This window comes from Microbacterium sp. GXF6406 (assembly GCF_054798215.1).
The window spans coordinates 60149-75686 of the sequence record NZ_JBSJZH010000008.1 but is presented as its reverse complement, the minus strand read 5'-3'; the positions used below and the strand labels follow the sequence as shown (position 1 = coordinate 75686).

The window sequence follows — 15538 nt, the reverse complement described above, 5'->3', positions numbered from 1 at the left end:
CCCGAAGGGCGGAGGGCTTCTGACAGGCGTCGCGGAATTACTTCGCGGCGACGACCTGGAGGGTGATGACGGCGACGAGGTCGTCGTGCACGCGCACGGTGGCCTCGTGGATGCCGGTCGACTTGATCGGCGAGGTGATGGTCACCTTGCGCTTGTCGATCTTGCCGAGACCTGCAGCCTCGACGGCGTCTGCGATGTGGTCGGTCTTGACCGAACCGAACAGACGGCCGCCGTTGCCGGCCTTGACCGTGAGGCGGACCTTGACGTCCTCGATGGACGTCTTGAGAGCCAGTGCCTCTTCGCGGTCGTGGATCGCACGGGCCTTGCGGGCCGCCTGGATCGACTCGACCTGCTTGGCGCCACCACGGGTCCACGCCGTAGCGAAGCCCTGGGGGATGAGGTAGTTGCGGGCGTACCCGTTCTTGACCTCGACAACGTCACCGGCGCTTCCGAGCCCGGAAACTTCGTTCGTGAGAATCAGCTTTGCCATTATCGGTACCCCTTAGCGGCCAGCGCCGGCGTAGGGCAGGAGTGCCATCTCGCGTGCGTTCTTGATCGCCTTGGCGATCAGACGCTGCTCCTGAACCGAGACTCCGGTGATACGACGGGCGCGGATCTTCCCGCGCTCCGAGATGAACTTGCGAAGCGTGGCGACGTCCTTGTAGTCAATGACGCCAACCCGGATCGACTTCGCGGGAGCGGTGGGCTTGCCACCCTTCCGCGGCTTGCGGCGGTCGCCGCTCGACTTTCCAGCCATGGTTTTTCCTTATGAATGAGCGGATGCTGTCGCATCCAGAAGTTGTTTAGAAAGGCGTGTCGTCGCCGAAGCTGCCCGGAGTGCTCCAGGCATCAGCGCTGGTCGACGAACCGGGCGTGGACCACGGCTCCTCCGACACCTGCTGCTGCGGCTGCTGCGCGGGACGCTGCCCACCGCCGCCACCGGCTCCGCCGGATGCTGCGCGCGTGACCTGTGCGGTCGCGTAGCGCAGCGACGGGCCGATCTCGTCGATCTCGAGCTCGATGGCCGTGCGGTTGTTGCCCTCACGGTCCTGGTAGGAGCGCTGACGCAGACGGCCCTGCGCGACAACACGCATGCCCTTCGTCAGAGAACCCGCCACGTGCTCGGCGAACTCGCGCCACACGGACGCACGGAGGAACAGCGCTTCGCCGTCCTTCCACTCGTTCGCCTGACGGTCGAAGGTTCGCGGGGTCGATGCGATGGTGAAGTTCGCCACCGGCAGCCCGTTCTGCGTGTAACGCAGTTCGGGGTCGGCCGTGAGGTTTCCCACCACGGTGATGACGGTTTCGCCTGCCATGAGTCTTAGGCCTTCGCAGCCTTGGCGGCCTTGCGGGCAGCCTTCTCCTCGGAGCGCTTGGCCTCCGAAGCGATCATGGCCTGTGCCTCTTCGGCGCGCAGGACCTTGGTGCGCATGATCTGCTCGTTCAGCTTCAGCTGGCGGTCGAGCTCGGCAGTGGCCTCGCTCGTCGCGGTGAAGTTGACGACGGCGTAGAGGCCCTCGGTCTTCTTCTGGATCTCGTATGCAAGACGGCGCTTGCCCCAGACGTCGACGTTGTCGATCGAGCCACCATCGTTGGTGATGACCTTCAGGAACTTGTCGAGCGTGGGTGCGACCTGGCGCTCGTCGATCTCAGGGTTCAGAATGACCATGAGTTCGTACTGGTGCGTCACTTACCCACCTCCTTCGGACTTAACGGCTTCCGGGACTTTCCCGGGAGCAGGAGGGTGTGTGCACGTGCCTGCTCTCTCACCGCCGGATGCGGATCGATAGGCAGACAACCACAACAGTCTAGCGGAAACGGCGGGCGTGTCGCGACGTTCGTGATGAATCAGCGCACGATCGGCGGAACGTTCCCCCACGATGCACGGTCCTCCGCCGACGGTGCGGCGGGGATCCGTCCGAGCCCATCGGGTTCGGGGATCGCTGCGAGCAGCGAACGCGTGTACGGATGACGCGGGTCCTCCCACAGCTCGGACGTCACACCGGATTCGAGCACGCGACCGGCGTACATGACGAGGGTGCGGTCCGCGATGCGGCGCACGACCGCGAGGTCGTGCGAGATGAACAGCATGCCGGCGCCGACCTCGGCGACGAGGTCGCGCATGAGGGCGGCGACGCTCGTCTGGGTCGATGCGTCCAGAGCGGAGATCGGTTCGTCGGCGATGAGCAGGCGGGGCCGCGCGGCGAGGGCGCGGGCGATGGCGATGCGCTGCTTCTGCCCTCCGGAGAACTGGTGCGGGAAGCGGGTTGTCCACGCCGGGTTCAGCCCCACGCGCTCGAGCCATTCCTCGACACGGGATCCTTCGTCCCCGCGGTCGAGCGCCGTGCGGATGCCGTCGGCGATCTGGTCGCCGATCCGCCGGCGCGGATTGAGCGAGGTAGAGGGGTCCTGGAACACCATCTGGATGCCGGTGAGCTCGACGGGTCGGCGGCGAATCCCCATCGGCGTCACGGGGCGGCCATCGAAGCGCACATCTCCGGCGACGATCTTCTCGATGCCGGCGGCGGCGCGTGCCAGCGACGACTTTCCGCTGCCGGACTCTCCCACCAGCGCCACGGTTTCGCCTGCGGCGACGTGCACCGAGACGTCGTCGACGGCGACCACAGGAGGGTTCCCGGGATAGCGCACGGTCACACCCTGCGCGTCGAGGACGAACGCGTCACTCATCGTCGTCTCCTTCGGTCTCGGCGGCCAGGCGCGAGCCGGGCAGCGCCGCGAGCAGCGTGCGGGTGTATTCGTGCTGCGGGTGGGCGAACAGGGTGGCCCGGTCGGCGCGCTCGACGATCCGCCCGTCCTTCATGACGGCGATGTCGTCGGCGATCGCGCTCATCACTCCGAGGTCGTGGGTGACGAGGAGCACGGCGAGGTCGCGTTCGACCGCGAGCCCGCGGAGCAGGTGCAGGATGCCGGCCTGAACCGTGACGTCGAGGGCCGTGGTGGGCTCATCCGCGAGAAGGACGTCGGGATCGCAGGCCAGGGCGCAGGCGATCGCGATGCGCTGTCGCTGTCCGCCGGAGAACTGGTGCGGGTAGCGGCCCAGCGACTCCTCGGGGCGCGGCACCTGCACGCGCTCGAGCAGCTCGATCGCCCGCGCATCGGCCTCCTTGCCCTTCAGGCCGAGGTGCACGCGCATGTGATCGGTCAGCTGCTTGCCGACTGTGATCTGCGGGTGCAGCGACGATGACGGGTCCTGGAACACCATGGCGATCCGCTTGCCCCGCACCCGGTTCAGGGCGCGGCGCGGCATCCCGAGCAGCTCGTCGTCGCCGAGACGGATGGATCCGGAGGTCTGCGCTTTTCGCGGCAGCAGGCCGAGGATCGCGAGCGAGGTGAGCGTCTTTCCCGAGCCGGATTCTCCGGCCAGGCCCTGCACGCGTCCGCGGTGCAGGTCGAGGGAGATGCCGTGCACGAGCGGGCGGCCGATCGAGATGTGCAGATCGGCGATGCTCAGCGCGGTCGATGCGGCGGTCATGCGCTCGCCCCCTTCGCGGATGCCGTCAGATCGGCCTGGTTCTCATGGGCGATCTCGGCCGTGGGGTCGAGAACGTCGCGCATCGCGTCGCCGATGAAGTTGAAGGCGACGACGACCGAGAGGATCGCGAGGCCGGGGAAGACTCCGAGCCACCAGGCGTCGAAGTTCGACATGGCCGCCGAGATCATGGATCCCCATTCGGCCGTCGGCGGCTGTGCGCCCAGCCCCAGGAACGACAGGCCAGACAGCAGCAGGATCGCGGTTCCGATGTCGAGGGTCGCGAGTACGAGCACGGGCCCGGCGATGTTCGGGAGGATGTCGACGAACAGGCTCCGCAGCGGCGAGTGTCCGAGTAGCCGCCCGGCGACGACGTAGTTCTGCTGGCGCAGGCTCAGCACGATGCTGCGGGTGACGCGGGCGTACTGCGGCCATGACACGATGACCGCGGCGATCACGGCGTTGTAGAGCGAGGGCCCGAGGGATGCGGCGATGACCATCGCGAGGATCACGGTCGGGAACGCCATGAACAGGTCGGTGATGCGCATGAGCACCTCGTCGGCCCAGCCGCCGAAGTATCCGGCGACCGCTCCGAGGATCGTTCCGATGATGAGGGCGCAGATCACGAGCATGAGGGCGAGCGGGATCGTCACGGTCGCGCCGGTCATGAGGCGCGAGAAGATGTCCCGGCCCGTGCCGTCGGTGCCCATGAGGGTGTCGATGCCCGGCGCCTGCAGGCGCGGCAGCACCTGGGCGTTGGGGCCGAAGGGCACCCACCACTGCGCCGTGAAGGCGACGATGACCCAGGCCAGGGCGATGACGGTGCCGATGATGCCCAGCGGTGTGCGCCAGGCGCGCGGCCAGCGGAAGCGGATCGTCCAGCGGGATGCGACCCGCTTGTCGTCGAGGGCGCTCATGCGATCCTCACTCTCGGATCCAGAACGCCGTAGAGGAGGTCCACGACGAGGTTGATGACGAGGTAGATGACGCCGACGACGAGGCCGACGCCCATGATGCCCGTCAGATCGAGGTTGGCGGCGGCGTTGTAGGCGTAGGTGCCCAGGCCCGGCCAGGCGAAGACCGACTCGACGAGCACGGTGCCGCTCAGCAGCGATCCGAAGGCGACGCCGACGACGGTGAGGATCGGCAGCGAGGCGCCGCGCAGCACGTAGCCGAGCACGACCCGGGGGCCGGACAGGCCCTTGGCACGGGCGGCGCGCACGTAGTCGCTGTCGAGCACTTCGAGCACCGAGGTGCGCACGAATCGCGTGAGCAGTCCGATCGTGACGAGCGAGAGCACCATGACCGGAAGCGCCAGGTGGGCCGCCGCGTCGAAGAAGCCGACGCTGTCTCCGTTGAGGAGGAAGTCGACCGTGTAGAAGCCGGTGACGCGCGGCGGCGGGGTGATGGCCGGCGAGATGCGTCCCGATCCGGGGGCGATGCCGAGCTCGAGGAAGAAGAAGTAGTAGCTGACGAGCGCGAGCCAGAACGTCGGGACGCTGAGCCCGACGAGGGTCACGACCCGAACGACCTGGTCGGTGACCAGGCCGCGGCGATAGGCCGCGAGGGTTCCGAGCACGAGGCTGACGGCGAGGCTGACGATGATCGCGCACACGGCGATCTCGATCGTGGCGGGCACGGCCGTGGCGAGATCCGTGGTCACGGCGCGGCCGGTCACGAGCGAGGTGCCGAGGTCGCCCTGCAGCAGGTTGCCCATGTAGACGAAGTACTGCACGATCAGGGGCTTGTCGAGCCCGCGGGAGGCGATGAACGCCTCCCGCGTCGCGGGGTTCTGCGCCGCGCCCTCGCCCAGCGCCGCGGAGACGGGGTCTCCGGGCACGAGGTTGGTGAGCAGGAACGTCACGATCGTGACGCCGATCAGCAGCAGGATCGAGGTGCCGAGGCGGCGCAGCAGGTACCCGACCAGCGGTGAGCGGGTCGGGCGCCTGCGCGCGATGGTGGCCGTGCTCATCGGACTGGTCAGCCGGCGGGCTTGATCTCGGCGATGTCGATCTCCCACACCGAGTTGTAGACGGCGCCGGTCACGTCGCCGGCTGTCGCGATGTTGCGGCCGGGGACGATCAGCGGCACGAAGGGCCCGTCCGCCTGCATGGCCTCGGCGAAGGCCGTGAAGGCGGCCGTGCGCTCGTCGACGTCGGTCGCTCCGGCGGCGGCGGCCGCAAGGGCACCGATCTCGGGGTTGGCCTCGGCGTCCCAACCGCTGCGCAGTCCGACCTTCAGGCCGGGGGCGAAGGGCAGGAAGTTCGCGGAATCGGCGTAGTCCGGCCCCCAGAACCACAGGCCGAAGCCCTCGGTGCCGTTGACATAGGCGTCGAGCTCGCTGGCGAAGGGCGCCGGGGCGAGCTCGACCTCGATGCCGGCGTCGCCGAGCTGGGCCTGGATGCGCTCCGCGAGCGGCGTGAACTCCACGCCGCCGACCGGGTAGTCGTTCGGGAACTGCAGCTTCAAGGTCTGGCCGTCGTAGCCGGCAGCGGCGAGGGCGGCCTCTACGCGGTCGAGGTCCTGCTCGACACCGGCATCCAGCGCGCCTTCGAAGGCGGGCGGGATGACGCCGGTCGCCTGCACGGAGCCGGCGCCGGCGAGCTCGAGCAGGCCGTCGTAGTCGAGCGCGTAGCGGATGGCCTCGGCCATCTCGACGTTGGCGAGGTCGCCGGCAACGTCAGCGCTCTGGTTGAGGAGCAGGAAGATCGTCTGGGCGGATGCCACGGAGTCGACGTTCAGGTCGTCGCCGAGCGTCGCGACCTGGTCGCCGTTGAGGTCGAGGGCGACCATGGTGTCGCCGCCCTTGAGGTTGGCGAGCTGGGTGGCCGACTCGGTGACGTTGCGGATGACGACGCGGTCGTAGGCGCTGGCCTCGTCTCCGTTGTACTCCTCGTTCTGGGAGAGCACGATCTGCGAGGACAGGTCGAGGGTGTCGAGCACGAAGGGTCCGGAGCCGGCGGAGGTGCCGTCGAGGAAGGCCTGCGCGGTGTCGGTGCCGTCGGTCGTGCCGCCGTTCTCGATCACGACGTCGGAGTTCAGGATGCCGAGGGCGGCGTTCGCGAGGATCGCGGGCAGCTGCAGCATGGGCGCTTCGGTGGTGAAGCGGATGGTCTTGTCGTCGACCTCTTCGATCGTGACGCCGGTGAGGAGGAAGTTGGGCTTGGCCTCGACCATGCCCTGGATGCGCTGCAGCGAGAAGACGACGTCCTTCGCCTCGACGGGGGAACCGTCGGAGAAGACGCGGCCATCCTCGAGCGTGAAGACGAACTCGGTCGCCTCGTCGTTCTGCTCCCAGGTGGCAAGGCCCGGGATCGGCGTGGAGACGTCGGAGCCCTCGAAGTCGACGAGCGTCTCGTAGAGCGCCTTGGCGAGCATGTTTCCGGTCGGGTCGTAGCTGTGCCCCGGGTCGGCGGTCTCGATGGAGAAGGCGGTGTCGATCACGAGCGAGGAGGCCGAGCTGTTGCCGCCGCCGTTGGCGGAGTTCCCCCCGGAGCAGCCCGTGACGGCAAGGAGCGCGACGGCTCCGAACGCGACCAGTGACTTACGAGACATCGATGACATGGGCCCTCCTTGGGAAGGGAGTGATTCGGGAAAGGTCGGACGGCTGTGGACGACCGAGTTCAGATTGACACGATGCCCGACGATCTGTCCAATGAGACGACATCTGCGCAAACATTTCGCTCTAGACTTCGGGAATGCGAGGCGATACGTCCAATGAACGACCCGCGGACTCAGTATCCGCTGGACGAAGTGCGCCCGCGCTGGACGATGTGGCCTACCGAATCCTCGCCGCTCTGCGCGAGAACGGGCGCCTGTCGATGGCGGCGCTGGCCGAGCGCGTCGGCATCTCCCGGGCGAACGCGTACTCGCGCGTCGAGGCGCTCCTGTCATCCGGTGTGATCACCGGGTTCTCGGCATCCGTCGATCCGGCCCGCGTCGGCCTGTCGATCGGCGCGCACGTGTTCGTCACTGTTCATCCGCAATCGTGGCCCTCGTTCCGCGAGCGGGTTCTGCACATGCCCGAGGTCGAGTACTGCGCCGTGACGACCGGCGAGCATGACGCGATGCTGATGATCCGTGCGACGGATGTTGGCGGGGTGCACGACTTCTCCACGGGCGTCATCGCCCAGCTGCCCGAGGTGCGCACGGTCGTGAGCGTGGTGATCCTCGACGAGGTGGTGCGACGGCCGTACATCCTGCCCACCGATATCCCTCCTCGGGAGCCGGTCGACACCCTCGGCATGACACGCTGGACACCGGCCCCGGGCGCGCGGGAGCCCCTGCCCCCGCGCTGACGCCTCAGACGATCGGGACCTCGGCGCACACGCTCAGCTGCGGCGCGCCGTGCATCTCGTAGTGCTCGATGAGACGCAGGCCGTTCTCATCCCGCTCGATGTCGCTATCGCCGGCACCGGTGACGACGGTGCCGTCGGCGACGAGTACGTGCACGAAGTGGATGCTGATCGAATCGCCCGTGCGGGTGCCGATGAAGCGTCCGAACGTCACCGTGTCACCGGTGTAGTCGCCCCAGACCGCACCGTCCTTCTCGAAGTAGTGGAACGTGCTCGGGGCGTCCGGGTTCACGGCCGAGGTGGTCGAGGAGACCATGCGGAAGGTGCGTCCGTCCAGCGACGGGAGAGTCTGCGTGTTCACACCTCCGATTATGGCAACGTGGACAGGGTGACGATGCCCGCATCCCAACCGATCGCCTTCGACCCGCGCCCGCTGACCGACCCGGTCGACCCGAAAGCGGTCTCGGCATTCGTCCGTGCGGCGCAGTCCGCCCGACGGGGTCCTTCTGCGGGTCTGATCGTCGGCATCGTCGGCGGGGCGATCGCACTCCCGGTCCTCCTGGTGCTCGTGCCGCTCCTCTTCACGATGGTGGGCCCGTTCGCCCTGCTCGGCGCCGTCGTGCTGGGCGCTCTCATCGCCGGCATCATCGCGATCATCGTGAGCGCGCAGCGACGCGGCCGCATCGCCCGTTACCGGCTGAGCACCTTCGCCGCGGCGAACAACATGACCTACATCGACCGCATCACCGCCCCTCCCCTGCCGGGGATGATCTTCCAGATCGGGCATTCCCGGCGCGCCGACCGGATCGTCCGCGGCGTCTCACCCCGCTTCGTGGAGTTCGGAAATTACCAGTACACGACCGGCTCCGGCGAGGATTCGAACACGTACAACTGGGGCTATATCGCGGTGAAGCTCGACGTGCCGCTGCCGAACATCGTGCTCGATGCGCTCGGGAACAACAGCTTCCGCACGAATCTGCCGGCATCGTTCCGCAAGGATCAGCGGCTCTCGCTCGAGGGAGACTTCGACCGTTACTTCTCGCTCTACTGCCCCGCCGGCTACGAGCAGGATGCGCTCTACCTGTTCACCCCCGACATCATGGCGCGCTTCATCGACCATGCGGCCGAACTCGATGTCGAGATCGTCGACGACTGGATGTTCCTGTACACGAAGCGCAAGGTGTCGACGCTGGATCCGCAGACGTGGGCCTGGTTGTTCGGCGTGGTCGGGGCCCTGATGACGAAGTTCGATCAGTGGGCCCGCTGGCGCGACGACCGGTTGCGCGCGAGTCACGGACCGGCCGCGGTTCCGGCCGCCGCCGCGCCCACCGGTGGCGCACTGCCCTTCGCGGCGCCCGCGGGCATGCTGACGCCGCCTGCCGGCGTCGCGGCGCCGGGTCGACGACTCAAGCGCCGCCGGACGTGGCTCATCATCGTGGTCGCGCTCGTCGCCCTGTGGATCATCCCGATGTTCATCACGGGCGTCATGAACCTTCTGCCGTAGGCAGGTGTTGAGGGTGAGCGCTGTCTGGGGAACTGCGCTCACCCCATCCCCCCGGATCAGAAGAAGACGTACTCCCTCCGCAAGGACGGCTGAGCCGTCCGACGCCGATTGTCAGCTGGGGACTGAACGATCCCGGCGTATGGCGAACACGGTATACCACTCAACGTTGCATCGGGTTGCATAGCACCAGGTGCATTCGTCGGCATATTCCCGCGCTCGCGGGTCTGGTCTCAGAGCGCAGCGCGCACCTGGGGAAGCACCTCGGCGGCGAGCAGTTCGATCGAACGCAGGGTGTCGCGCTGACTGATGCCGCCGAGCCCCACCTGCGCGAGGAATCGGGTGTGTCCGAGCATCTCGTGCTCCCAGAGGATCTTGTCGACGATCTCGGCCGGGCTGCCGGCGAAGAGCGCGCCCTCCGGCCCGGCCCAGGCGTCGAGGGTCGCCCGGTCCAGGCGCCCGGCGCGCGGCATGTTCTCGGCGAAGTAGGCGGCGTAGTGCGGGAAGAACGCGTCGCGTGCGGCCTGCGTGGTCTCAGCTGCGTGGAAGTGCGAGGTGACGCCCAGGCGCGGTGCGGCATGGCCGGCGGCCGCTGCGGCTTCGCGGTGGAGGGCGGCGAGGCTGCGGAAGCGTGCCGGGCCGCCGAGGATCGCCAGATACATCGGCAGACCGAGGGTTCCGGCGCGGACGGCGGATTCGGGCGTACCGCCGACCGCGATCCACACGGGAAGCTCGTCCTGCTGCGGACGCGGGTAGATTCCGGCATCCTGCAGGGGTGCGCGGGTCGTCCCCGACCAGGTGACCTCGGCGCTCTTGCGGGCGGCCAGCAGCAGGTCGAGGCGGTCGTCGAAGTATTCGTCGTAACGGTGCAGGTCCTGCCCGAACAGCGGGAACGACTCGACGTAGGCGCCGCGACCGGCGGTGATCTCGGCCCGCCCGCCGCTGAGCAGGTCGAGGGTCGCGAAGTCCTCGTGCAGGCGCACGGGGTCGGTGCTGGAGAGCACCGTCACGGTGCTCGTCAATCGGATGCTGCGGGTCTCGCGGGCGGCGGCGGCGAGCACCATCTGCGGCGAGGAGACGGCGAAGTCGGGGCGGTGGTGCTCACCGACGCCGAAGACGTCGAGGCCGGCCTCGTCGGCGACGCGCGCCCATTCGAGGATCTGCTCGAGTCGGGCCGCCGGATCGGTCAGGCCACCTTCTGGCGTTCGGTTGAGCTCACCGAAGGTGAAGATGCCGATCTCGAAGGGGGTTTGCGTTGTCATCGTGTCTGCTCCGTGGCGGATGCTGCGAGGAAGTCGCGCACATCGGCGAGCTCCTCCGCGCTGATGCCGTGCCCGAGTCCGGGGTAGCGGCGGTCGGTGAGGGTGGTGTGCCGGGGCGCCCAGAGGTCAGTGCGTTCGATGGCGGCGGGGTGGATGACGCGGTCCTCCGCCCCTCGGCCGAGGAACATCGCGGGGCGCTCCTCGCGCAGCGCGGCATCCGCCGGCTGTTCGCCGGCCTGCACGAAGCCGCCGAGGACGACGGGGGCGAGCACACGCTCGGGCGCCGTGCGCAGCAGCTGGGTCGCCATGAGACCGCCCTGCGAGAATCCGATCGGCACGAGCCGCGCACCCGCCGGGAGTGCGGCATCGGCCCAGTCGAGGATGGCGGCGGTCGCGGCATCCAGGGCGTCCTGCTCGGGATGGCCCGGAGTCACGATCCGGAACCAGGCGTGCCCGCCCGGGGCCACCTCGATCGGGGCGCGCAGGGAGACCCAGGGCATCCCTGCGGGAAGGGACGCCGCAAGGCTCACGAGGTCGCGCTCGTTGGATCCGTAGCCGTGCAGGAGCACGGCGACGATCGTGGCGTCGGAGGGGATGGGCTCGGCGGAGATCGCGTGCAGGGTCATCGTGCCAGTACCTCGTCGACGTCGCCGACGCGGAGGGTCACGGCATCCATCGCGGTCTTCGCGTTCAGCGTGCGCTCGGCGACGGGGGCGGATGCGGGGGCCTTGGCGGTCATGCTGATCTCCTCTGCGGGGTAGTTACTTGCATGTGCAACTAACTACCCTGCAGAGTTATTCCCGATGCGATCAGGCCAACCCGAAATACTCCAGCTCCGCATCGTTCAGCATGCGCGAACGGATGAGGAACCTCATCCCCGTCGGCCCCTCGACGCTGAACCCCGCGCCACGGCCGGGAACCACATCGATCGTGAGATGCGTGCTCTTCCAATACTCGAACTGGCTCTCCGACATGTAGACCTCGATCGGCTGATCGAGCTTCACATCGAGCGTGCCCAGCAGCACATCGCTCGGACCGGTGAGGAACATCCCCACCGGGTAGCACATGGGCGATGAGCCGTCGCAGCATCCGCCGGACTGATGGAACATCAGCGGACCGTGCTGCACCGTGAGATCCCGCAGCAGCTCGGCCGCGGCATCCGTCACATCGACCCGCTGATACGTGCCGATACTCACCATGATGACCTCCTGATGGCTCAGAAGAAGCCCATCGCGCCCTCGGCGTAGGACACGAGCAGGTTCTTCGTCTGCTGGTAGTGATCGAGCATCTTCAGGTGGTTCTCACGACCGATGCCCGACTGCTTGTACCCCCCGAACGCCGCGTGCGCCGGATACTGGTGATAGGTGTTCGTCCATACGCGACCGGCCTCGATCGCCCGGCCCGCCTTATAGGCGACATCGCCCGAACGGCTCCACACGCCCGCGCCCAGACCGTACAGCGTGTCGTTCGCGATCGAGATGGCGTCGTCGAAGTCGTCGAAGCTCGTGACCGACAGCACCGGCCCGAAGATCTCCTCCTGGAAGATGCGCATGTCGTTCGTCCCCTCGAACACGGTCGGCGCGACGTAGAAGCCGCCGCTGAGGTCCCCGCCGAGGTCGACCCGCTCGCCGCCCGTGAGCAGCTTCGCCCCGCCTTGCTTTCCGATGTCGATGTAGCTGAGGATCTTCTCCAGCTGATCGTTCGACGCCTGAGCACCGATCATCGTGTTCTTGTCGAGCGGATTGCCCTGCACGATCTTGCCCACGCGCTCGAGACCATCCGAGAGGAAGGAGTCGTAGATCGACCGCTGGATGAGCGAGCGCGACGGGCATGTGCACACCTCGCCCTGATTGAGCGCGAACAGCGTGAAGCCCTCGAGCGCCTTGTCGTAGTAGGCGTCGTCAGTCGTGAGCGCGACGTCCTCGAAGAAGACGTTGGGCGATTTTCCCCCGAGCTCCAGCGTGACCGGGATGAGGTTCTGCGAGGCGTACTGCATGATGAGTCGGCCCGTGGTCGTCTCACCCGTGAACGCGATCTTCCGGATGCGCTTGTGCTGTGCGAGCGGGGCACCGGCCTCGATGCCGAACCCGTTGACGATGTTTACGACGCCGGCAGGAAGCAGGTCGCCGATGATCTCGAACAGGAACAGGATGGATGCCGGAGTCTGCTCCGCCGGCTTCAACACGACGCAGTTGCCCGCCGCGAGGGCCGGAGCGAGCTTCCATGTCGCCATGAGGATCGGGAAGTTCCACGGGATGATCTGCCCGACCACGCCCAGCGGCTCATGGAAGTGGTACGCGACGGTGTTCTCGTCGATCTGGCTGAGCGAACCCTCCTGCGCCCGCAGCACCCCCGCGAAGTAGCGGAAGTGATCGATGGCGAGGGGGATGTCGGCGGCGAGCGTCTCGCGCACCGGCTTGCCGTTCTCCCACGTCTCGGCGACCGCGATCTCCTCGAGGTGCTGCTCCATGCGGTCGGCGATCTTGTTGAGGATCACACTGCGCTCGGCGGGCGTCGTGCGCTTCCAGCCCTCGAATGCCTTCCAGCCGTTCTCGACGGCCCGGTCGATGTCCTCGGCCGTGCCGCGACCGACCTCGGTGAACGGCTTGCCGTTGACGGGGCTGACGTTCTCGAAGTACCCGCCCTTGACGGGATCGACGAACTCACCCCCGATGTAGTGCCCATAACGGGCTCGATACGACGCGATGGACCCGGCTGTTCCCGGAGCGGCGTAAGCAGTGGATGCGGTTTCTTCGACGATCGTCATGGGGGTCTCCTTCGACGGTGCACGGCCTCGTTGCCGCACGCCCTTTCACCGACGATAATTCGCGCAACGTTGCATGTCCATGCGTTGCGTTGCAGAAGGTTGCGTCGGGCCGGAGCGCTCCTCAGTCGCTTTCGAGCCGCTCAAGACGACTCACCACTCCCGCGCGTCGAGGAGAGCGCGCCGGCAGCATCTCCAGGCACAGCCTCAGCACTTCGACGTCATCCGCGCCCTCGGGGATATCGGCGTAGGCGAGCAGCACGTCGATGTTCGCCTCGGCGAGCATCGCCTCCCGCAGGGCCGAGCGCACCGACTGCCGGAACTCCTCCACGCCGGGCGAGGTCGACACCGGCAGCACCGCGCCCCGATACGCCGTGAGCGCGACACGGTGCGCACCCCGGTCGATCAGCGAGAGCACATCGTGCGCGTCGGTCTCGAGCGGGAAGCTCAACCGGTACGGACGCGACTCCGGGGCCAGCTCCGGGGCGATCCGCTGCAGCACCTTGCGCAGGCGCACCATCTCGGGGCGCAGTGTGTCGGTCGACGACCCCTCCCCGTAGACGAGCGCTGCGAGCCGCTCCGCCGATACTCCGTGCCGGTTCAGTGCGAGCACGAGCAGGATCTCGGCGTGCCGTGCACTGAGCTCGATGATCGACTCGGCCCCCTCGGCGAAGACCTCGAGCTGCGCCCGATCGCGTCCGAGGACGCGCAGCACGGCGCGCAGCGGCTCCGAACGGCGACGTCGGCGCGTCGGCGGCGGGACCAGCGGTGTCGAGCTGCGTGCGCGCAGCCGTGCCACGAGCAGCTCCGACTCGACCGCCCGAGCCGTGGCATTCACGAGGAGACGCGCCTGCGGCGTCGCCGCCTCGGGTCCGCCCGTGACGTCGATCACGCCGAGAACCTCGCGGCTCTCCGGGTCGAAGACGGGAGCCGCCGTGCACGACCACGGGTGCACCAGCCGGTTGTAATGCTCGGCGCCGTGGATGTGAACGGACTCGCCGATCTCCAGCGCGGTGCCCGGAGCGGAGGTGCCGACCACGGACTCCGCCCAATTCGTCCCGGCGACGAAACCCATATCGCCGCTGAGCGCGCGCTTCTGCCGATCGCCCTCGACCCAGAGCAGCCGCCCCGCATGATCGCCGACCGCGATCATCACGCCCGAATCATCCGGGTCGCCGGGCAGCAGCAGACCACGGATCATCGGCATCGTGCCGGCCAGCGGATGCTCGAGCCGATAGCGTTCGAGCTCTTCCTCCGTCAGTGCCAGCGGTGCGAGAACCTCGGCGCCGATGCGCCGATTCCACGACCGCTCCCACGACTGACGCACCAGCGGTCGCACCTGCTCGAGCCGCCGATCGTCAAGATTTCCGGCGACGAGCTCCTCATGCGCACGCTCGATGATCGACCTCGGAACCTCTGATGAGGCATCCCGCGACACGGACCAAGGAGAAGTCATTGGTCTCCGATCTTCGATGACGGAGTGGGCCGCCAGTCTACGGAAAACCGGGGAACTTCGCGCGATTCCATGAAGTTCCCCGGTCATCGGTGGGTTATCCGCCGGTCAGGGTGCCGACCAGGTGACGGGAGAGGCCTGGTAGGGGTTCTCCGGGTCGAGGACGACGGTCGCCTGAGTCGTGTCATCGAACAGGGCTCCCGTGATCTGCTGCCCCTCCTCGGCCAACCCGATCAGGCAGGAGAACATGTCCTCGCCGCCCTCCCACTCGGGAACGCTGGCACCGCACTCGTCGGTCTTCGACACGGCCATCGTCGTCAGGTACGCCCCCGGCGTGCCGTCGGCGAGCAGGGGCTGCAACGACAGGTTGCGCATTCCCCCATGAGCATCGACGACGTCCTGCGCGGCGTGGAACTGCGTGATGATGATGTACGGCGTGTACTGGGTGAAGTCCTCGGGGTTGCTGACGGCGTCCTCGAGGAAGCCCTCGGGCGCCTCAATCACGTCGTGCACGACGACGCCGATCTCGTACGGATCCTCGCCCTCGTTGATCGGCCCCTCGAACCAGGCGACCTCCCCGAAGGACAGGGCGCTGCCGGCCGCGGTGATCTCACCCGGCTCGCCCATGGCGATGAAGTCGTAGTCGTAGTCGACGGCGGGTTCGGCATCGGCAGAGCCGCTGGACGAGCATCCGGTCAGGGCGAGCGCGCCGATCACGGCGAGCGGGACAAGGGTGCGATGAAGACGCATGGTATTCCTCCGGTGAATCGATG

The 15538-nt window shown here is 67.7% G+C and carries 18 protein-coding genes; 2 read left to right on the top strand and 16 right to left on the bottom strand.

Features of this window, described 5'->3' with window-relative positions; genetic code table 11:
- Positions 1–37: 37 nt before the first annotated feature.
- The 9 genes from rplI to ACWAUG_RS06680 form a co-directional block, all read right to left on the bottom strand.
- The gene (gene rplI, locus ACWAUG_RS06720; protein ID WP_298040341.1) at positions 38–490 is read right to left on the bottom strand and encodes a 50S ribosomal protein L9; all 453 of its coding nucleotides are present in this window, start codon (positions 488–490) and stop codon (positions 38–40) included.
- Positions 491–502: 12 nt separating this feature from the next.
- Positions 503–757 (bottom strand): 30S ribosomal protein S18, encoded by a 255-nt coding sequence (rpsR, locus tag ACWAUG_RS06715; RefSeq protein ID WP_071641238.1) that lies wholly within the window; start codon positions 755–757, stop codon positions 503–505.
- Positions 758–803: 46 nt separating this feature from the next.
- A complete protein-coding gene (locus ACWAUG_RS06710; RefSeq protein WP_298040340.1) occupies positions 804–1316 on the bottom strand; it encodes a single-stranded DNA-binding protein in 513 nt (170 codons plus the stop codon).
- Positions 1317–1321: 5 nt separating this feature from the next.
- Positions 1322–1690, bottom strand: a complete 369-nt coding sequence (rpsF, locus tag ACWAUG_RS06705) for a 30S ribosomal protein S6 (RefSeq protein ID WP_298040339.1) — start codon at positions 1688–1690, stop codon at positions 1322–1324.
- A gap of 158 nt (positions 1691–1848) precedes the next feature.
- Positions 1849–2688, bottom strand: a complete 840-nt coding sequence (locus tag ACWAUG_RS06700; RefSeq protein WP_460801921.1) for an ABC transporter ATP-binding protein — start codon at positions 2686–2688, stop codon at positions 1849–1851.
- Positions 2681–3493, bottom strand: a complete 813-nt coding sequence (locus ACWAUG_RS06695) for an ABC transporter ATP-binding protein (RefSeq protein ID WP_298041253.1) — start codon at positions 3491–3493, stop codon at positions 2681–2683. Before ACWAUG_RS06695 ends, ACWAUG_RS06700 begins: the two co-directional genes overlap by 8 nt.
- Positions 3490–4407, bottom strand: a complete 918-nt coding sequence (locus ACWAUG_RS06690) for an ABC transporter permease (protein ID WP_298041251.1) — start codon at positions 4405–4407, stop codon at positions 3490–3492. Before ACWAUG_RS06690 ends, ACWAUG_RS06695 begins: the two co-directional genes overlap by 4 nt.
- Positions 4404–5462: an ABC transporter permease gene (locus tag ACWAUG_RS06685; protein ID WP_460801920.1), complete on the bottom strand. Its 1059-nt coding sequence runs from the start codon at positions 5460–5462 to the stop codon at positions 4404–4406. The genes ACWAUG_RS06690 and ACWAUG_RS06685 overlap by 4 nt, the downstream gene beginning before the upstream one ends.
- Positions 5463–5470: 8 nt before the next feature.
- Positions 5471–7045, bottom strand: a complete 1575-nt coding sequence (locus tag ACWAUG_RS06680; RefSeq protein WP_460801919.1) for an ABC transporter substrate-binding protein — start codon at positions 7043–7045, stop codon at positions 5471–5473.
- Positions 7046–7263: 218 nt separating this feature from the next.
- On the opposite strand from ACWAUG_RS06680, the gene ACWAUG_RS06675 reads away from it, so the two are divergent.
- Positions 7264–7788 carry an Lrp/AsnC family transcriptional regulator gene (locus tag ACWAUG_RS06675; protein ID WP_460801918.1) on the top strand — a complete coding sequence of 175 codons (525 nt, stop codon included), beginning with the start codon at positions 7264–7266 and terminating at the stop codon, positions 7786–7788.
- Between the two features lie 4 nt (positions 7789–7792).
- On the opposite strand, the gene ACWAUG_RS06670 is transcribed toward ACWAUG_RS06675, so the two are convergent.
- Positions 7793–8146, bottom strand: coding sequence for a hypothetical protein (locus ACWAUG_RS06670; RefSeq protein ID WP_298041245.1), 354 nt, complete (start codon positions 8144–8146; stop codon positions 7793–7795).
- 18 nt (positions 8147–8164) lie between these two features.
- Here ACWAUG_RS06670 and ACWAUG_RS06665 point away from each other — a divergent pair, with 18 nt between their 5' ends.
- Complete coding sequence (locus ACWAUG_RS06665) at positions 8165–9289, top strand: hypothetical protein (RefSeq protein ID WP_460801917.1); 1125 nt, start codon at positions 8165–8167, stop codon at positions 9287–9289.
- Between the two features lie 230 nt (positions 9290–9519).
- Here ACWAUG_RS06665 and ACWAUG_RS06660 read toward each other — a convergent pair whose 3' ends face one another.
- The 6 genes from ACWAUG_RS06660 to ACWAUG_RS06635 all read right to left on the bottom strand — a co-directional run bounded on the left by ACWAUG_RS06660 (position 9520) and on the right by ACWAUG_RS06635 (position 15515).
- Complete coding sequence (locus ACWAUG_RS06660; RefSeq protein ID WP_460801916.1) at positions 9520–10548, bottom strand: LLM class flavin-dependent oxidoreductase; 1029 nt, start codon at positions 10546–10548, stop codon at positions 9520–9522.
- Positions 10545–11174: an alpha/beta hydrolase gene (locus ACWAUG_RS06655; protein WP_460801915.1), complete on the bottom strand. Its 630-nt coding sequence runs from the start codon at positions 11172–11174 to the stop codon at positions 10545–10547. Before ACWAUG_RS06655 ends, ACWAUG_RS06660 begins: the two co-directional genes overlap by 4 nt.
- A 183-nt stretch (positions 11175–11357) precedes the next feature.
- The gene (locus ACWAUG_RS06650; protein ID WP_460801914.1) at positions 11358–11747 is read right to left on the bottom strand and encodes a DUF779 domain-containing protein; all 390 of its coding nucleotides are present in this window, start codon (positions 11745–11747) and stop codon (positions 11358–11360) included.
- A gap of 17 nt (positions 11748–11764) precedes the next feature.
- The gene (exaC, locus tag ACWAUG_RS06645; RefSeq protein ID WP_460801913.1) at positions 11765–13315 is read right to left on the bottom strand and encodes an acetaldehyde dehydrogenase ExaC; all 1551 of its coding nucleotides are present in this window, start codon (positions 13313–13315) and stop codon (positions 11765–11767) included.
- 121 nt (positions 13316–13436) lie between these two features.
- On the bottom strand, positions 13437–14768 hold the full coding sequence (locus tag ACWAUG_RS06640) for a GAF domain-containing protein (protein ID WP_460801912.1): 1332 nt from the start codon (positions 14766–14768) through the stop codon (positions 13437–13439).
- A gap of 105 nt (positions 14769–14873) precedes the next feature.
- On the bottom strand, positions 14874–15515 hold the full coding sequence (locus ACWAUG_RS06635) for a hypothetical protein (RefSeq protein ID WP_460801911.1): 642 nt from the start codon (positions 15513–15515) through the stop codon (positions 14874–14876).
- Positions 15516–15538 lie beyond the last annotated feature (23 nt).

Coding starts and splice junctions, on each gene's coding strand:
- rplI (WP_298040341.1), bottom strand. CDS start 490: ATGGCAAAGCTGATTCTCACGAACGAAGTTTCCGGGCTCGGAAGCGCC.
- rpsR (WP_071641238.1), bottom strand. CDS start 757: ATGGCTGGAAAGTCGAGCGGCGACCGCCGCAAGCCGCGGAAGGGTGGC.
- ACWAUG_RS06710 (WP_298040340.1), bottom strand. CDS start 1,316: ATGGCAGGCGAAACCGTCATCACCGTGGTGGGAAACCTCACGGCCGAC.
- ACWAUG_RS06700 (WP_460801921.1), bottom strand. CDS start 2,688: ATGAGTGACGCGTTCGTCCTCGACGCGCAGGGTGTGACCGTGCGCTAT.
- ACWAUG_RS06695 (WP_298041253.1), bottom strand. CDS start 3,493: ATGACCGCCGCATCGACCGCGCTGAGCATCGCCGATCTGCACATCTCG.
- ACWAUG_RS06690 (WP_298041251.1), bottom strand. CDS start 4,407: ATGAGCGCCCTCGACGACAAGCGGGTCGCATCCCGCTGGACGATCCGC.
- ACWAUG_RS06685 (WP_460801920.1), bottom strand. CDS start 5,462: ATGAGCACGGCCACCATCGCGCGCAGGCGCCCGACCCGCTCACCGCTG.
- ACWAUG_RS06680 (WP_460801919.1), bottom strand. CDS start 7,045: ATGTCTCGTAAGTCACTGGTCGCGTTCGGAGCCGTCGCGCTCCTTGCC.
- ACWAUG_RS06660 (WP_460801916.1), bottom strand. CDS start 10,548: ATGACAACGCAAACCCCCTTCGAGATCGGCATCTTCACCTTCGGTGAG.
- ACWAUG_RS06655 (WP_460801915.1), bottom strand. CDS start 11,174: ATGACCCTGCACGCGATCTCCGCCGAGCCCATCCCCTCCGACGCCACG.
- ACWAUG_RS06650 (WP_460801914.1), bottom strand. CDS start 11,747: ATGGTGAGTATCGGCACGTATCAGCGGGTCGATGTGACGGATGCCGCG.
- exaC (WP_460801913.1), bottom strand. CDS start 13,315: ATGACGATCGTCGAAGAAACCGCATCCACTGCTTACGCCGCTCCGGGA.
- ACWAUG_RS06640 (WP_460801912.1), bottom strand. CDS start 14,768: ATGACTTCTCCTTGGTCCGTGTCGCGGGATGCCTCATCAGAGGTTCCG.
- ACWAUG_RS06635 (WP_460801911.1), bottom strand. CDS start 15,515: ATGCGTCTTCATCGCACCCTTGTCCCGCTCGCCGTGATCGGCGCGCTC.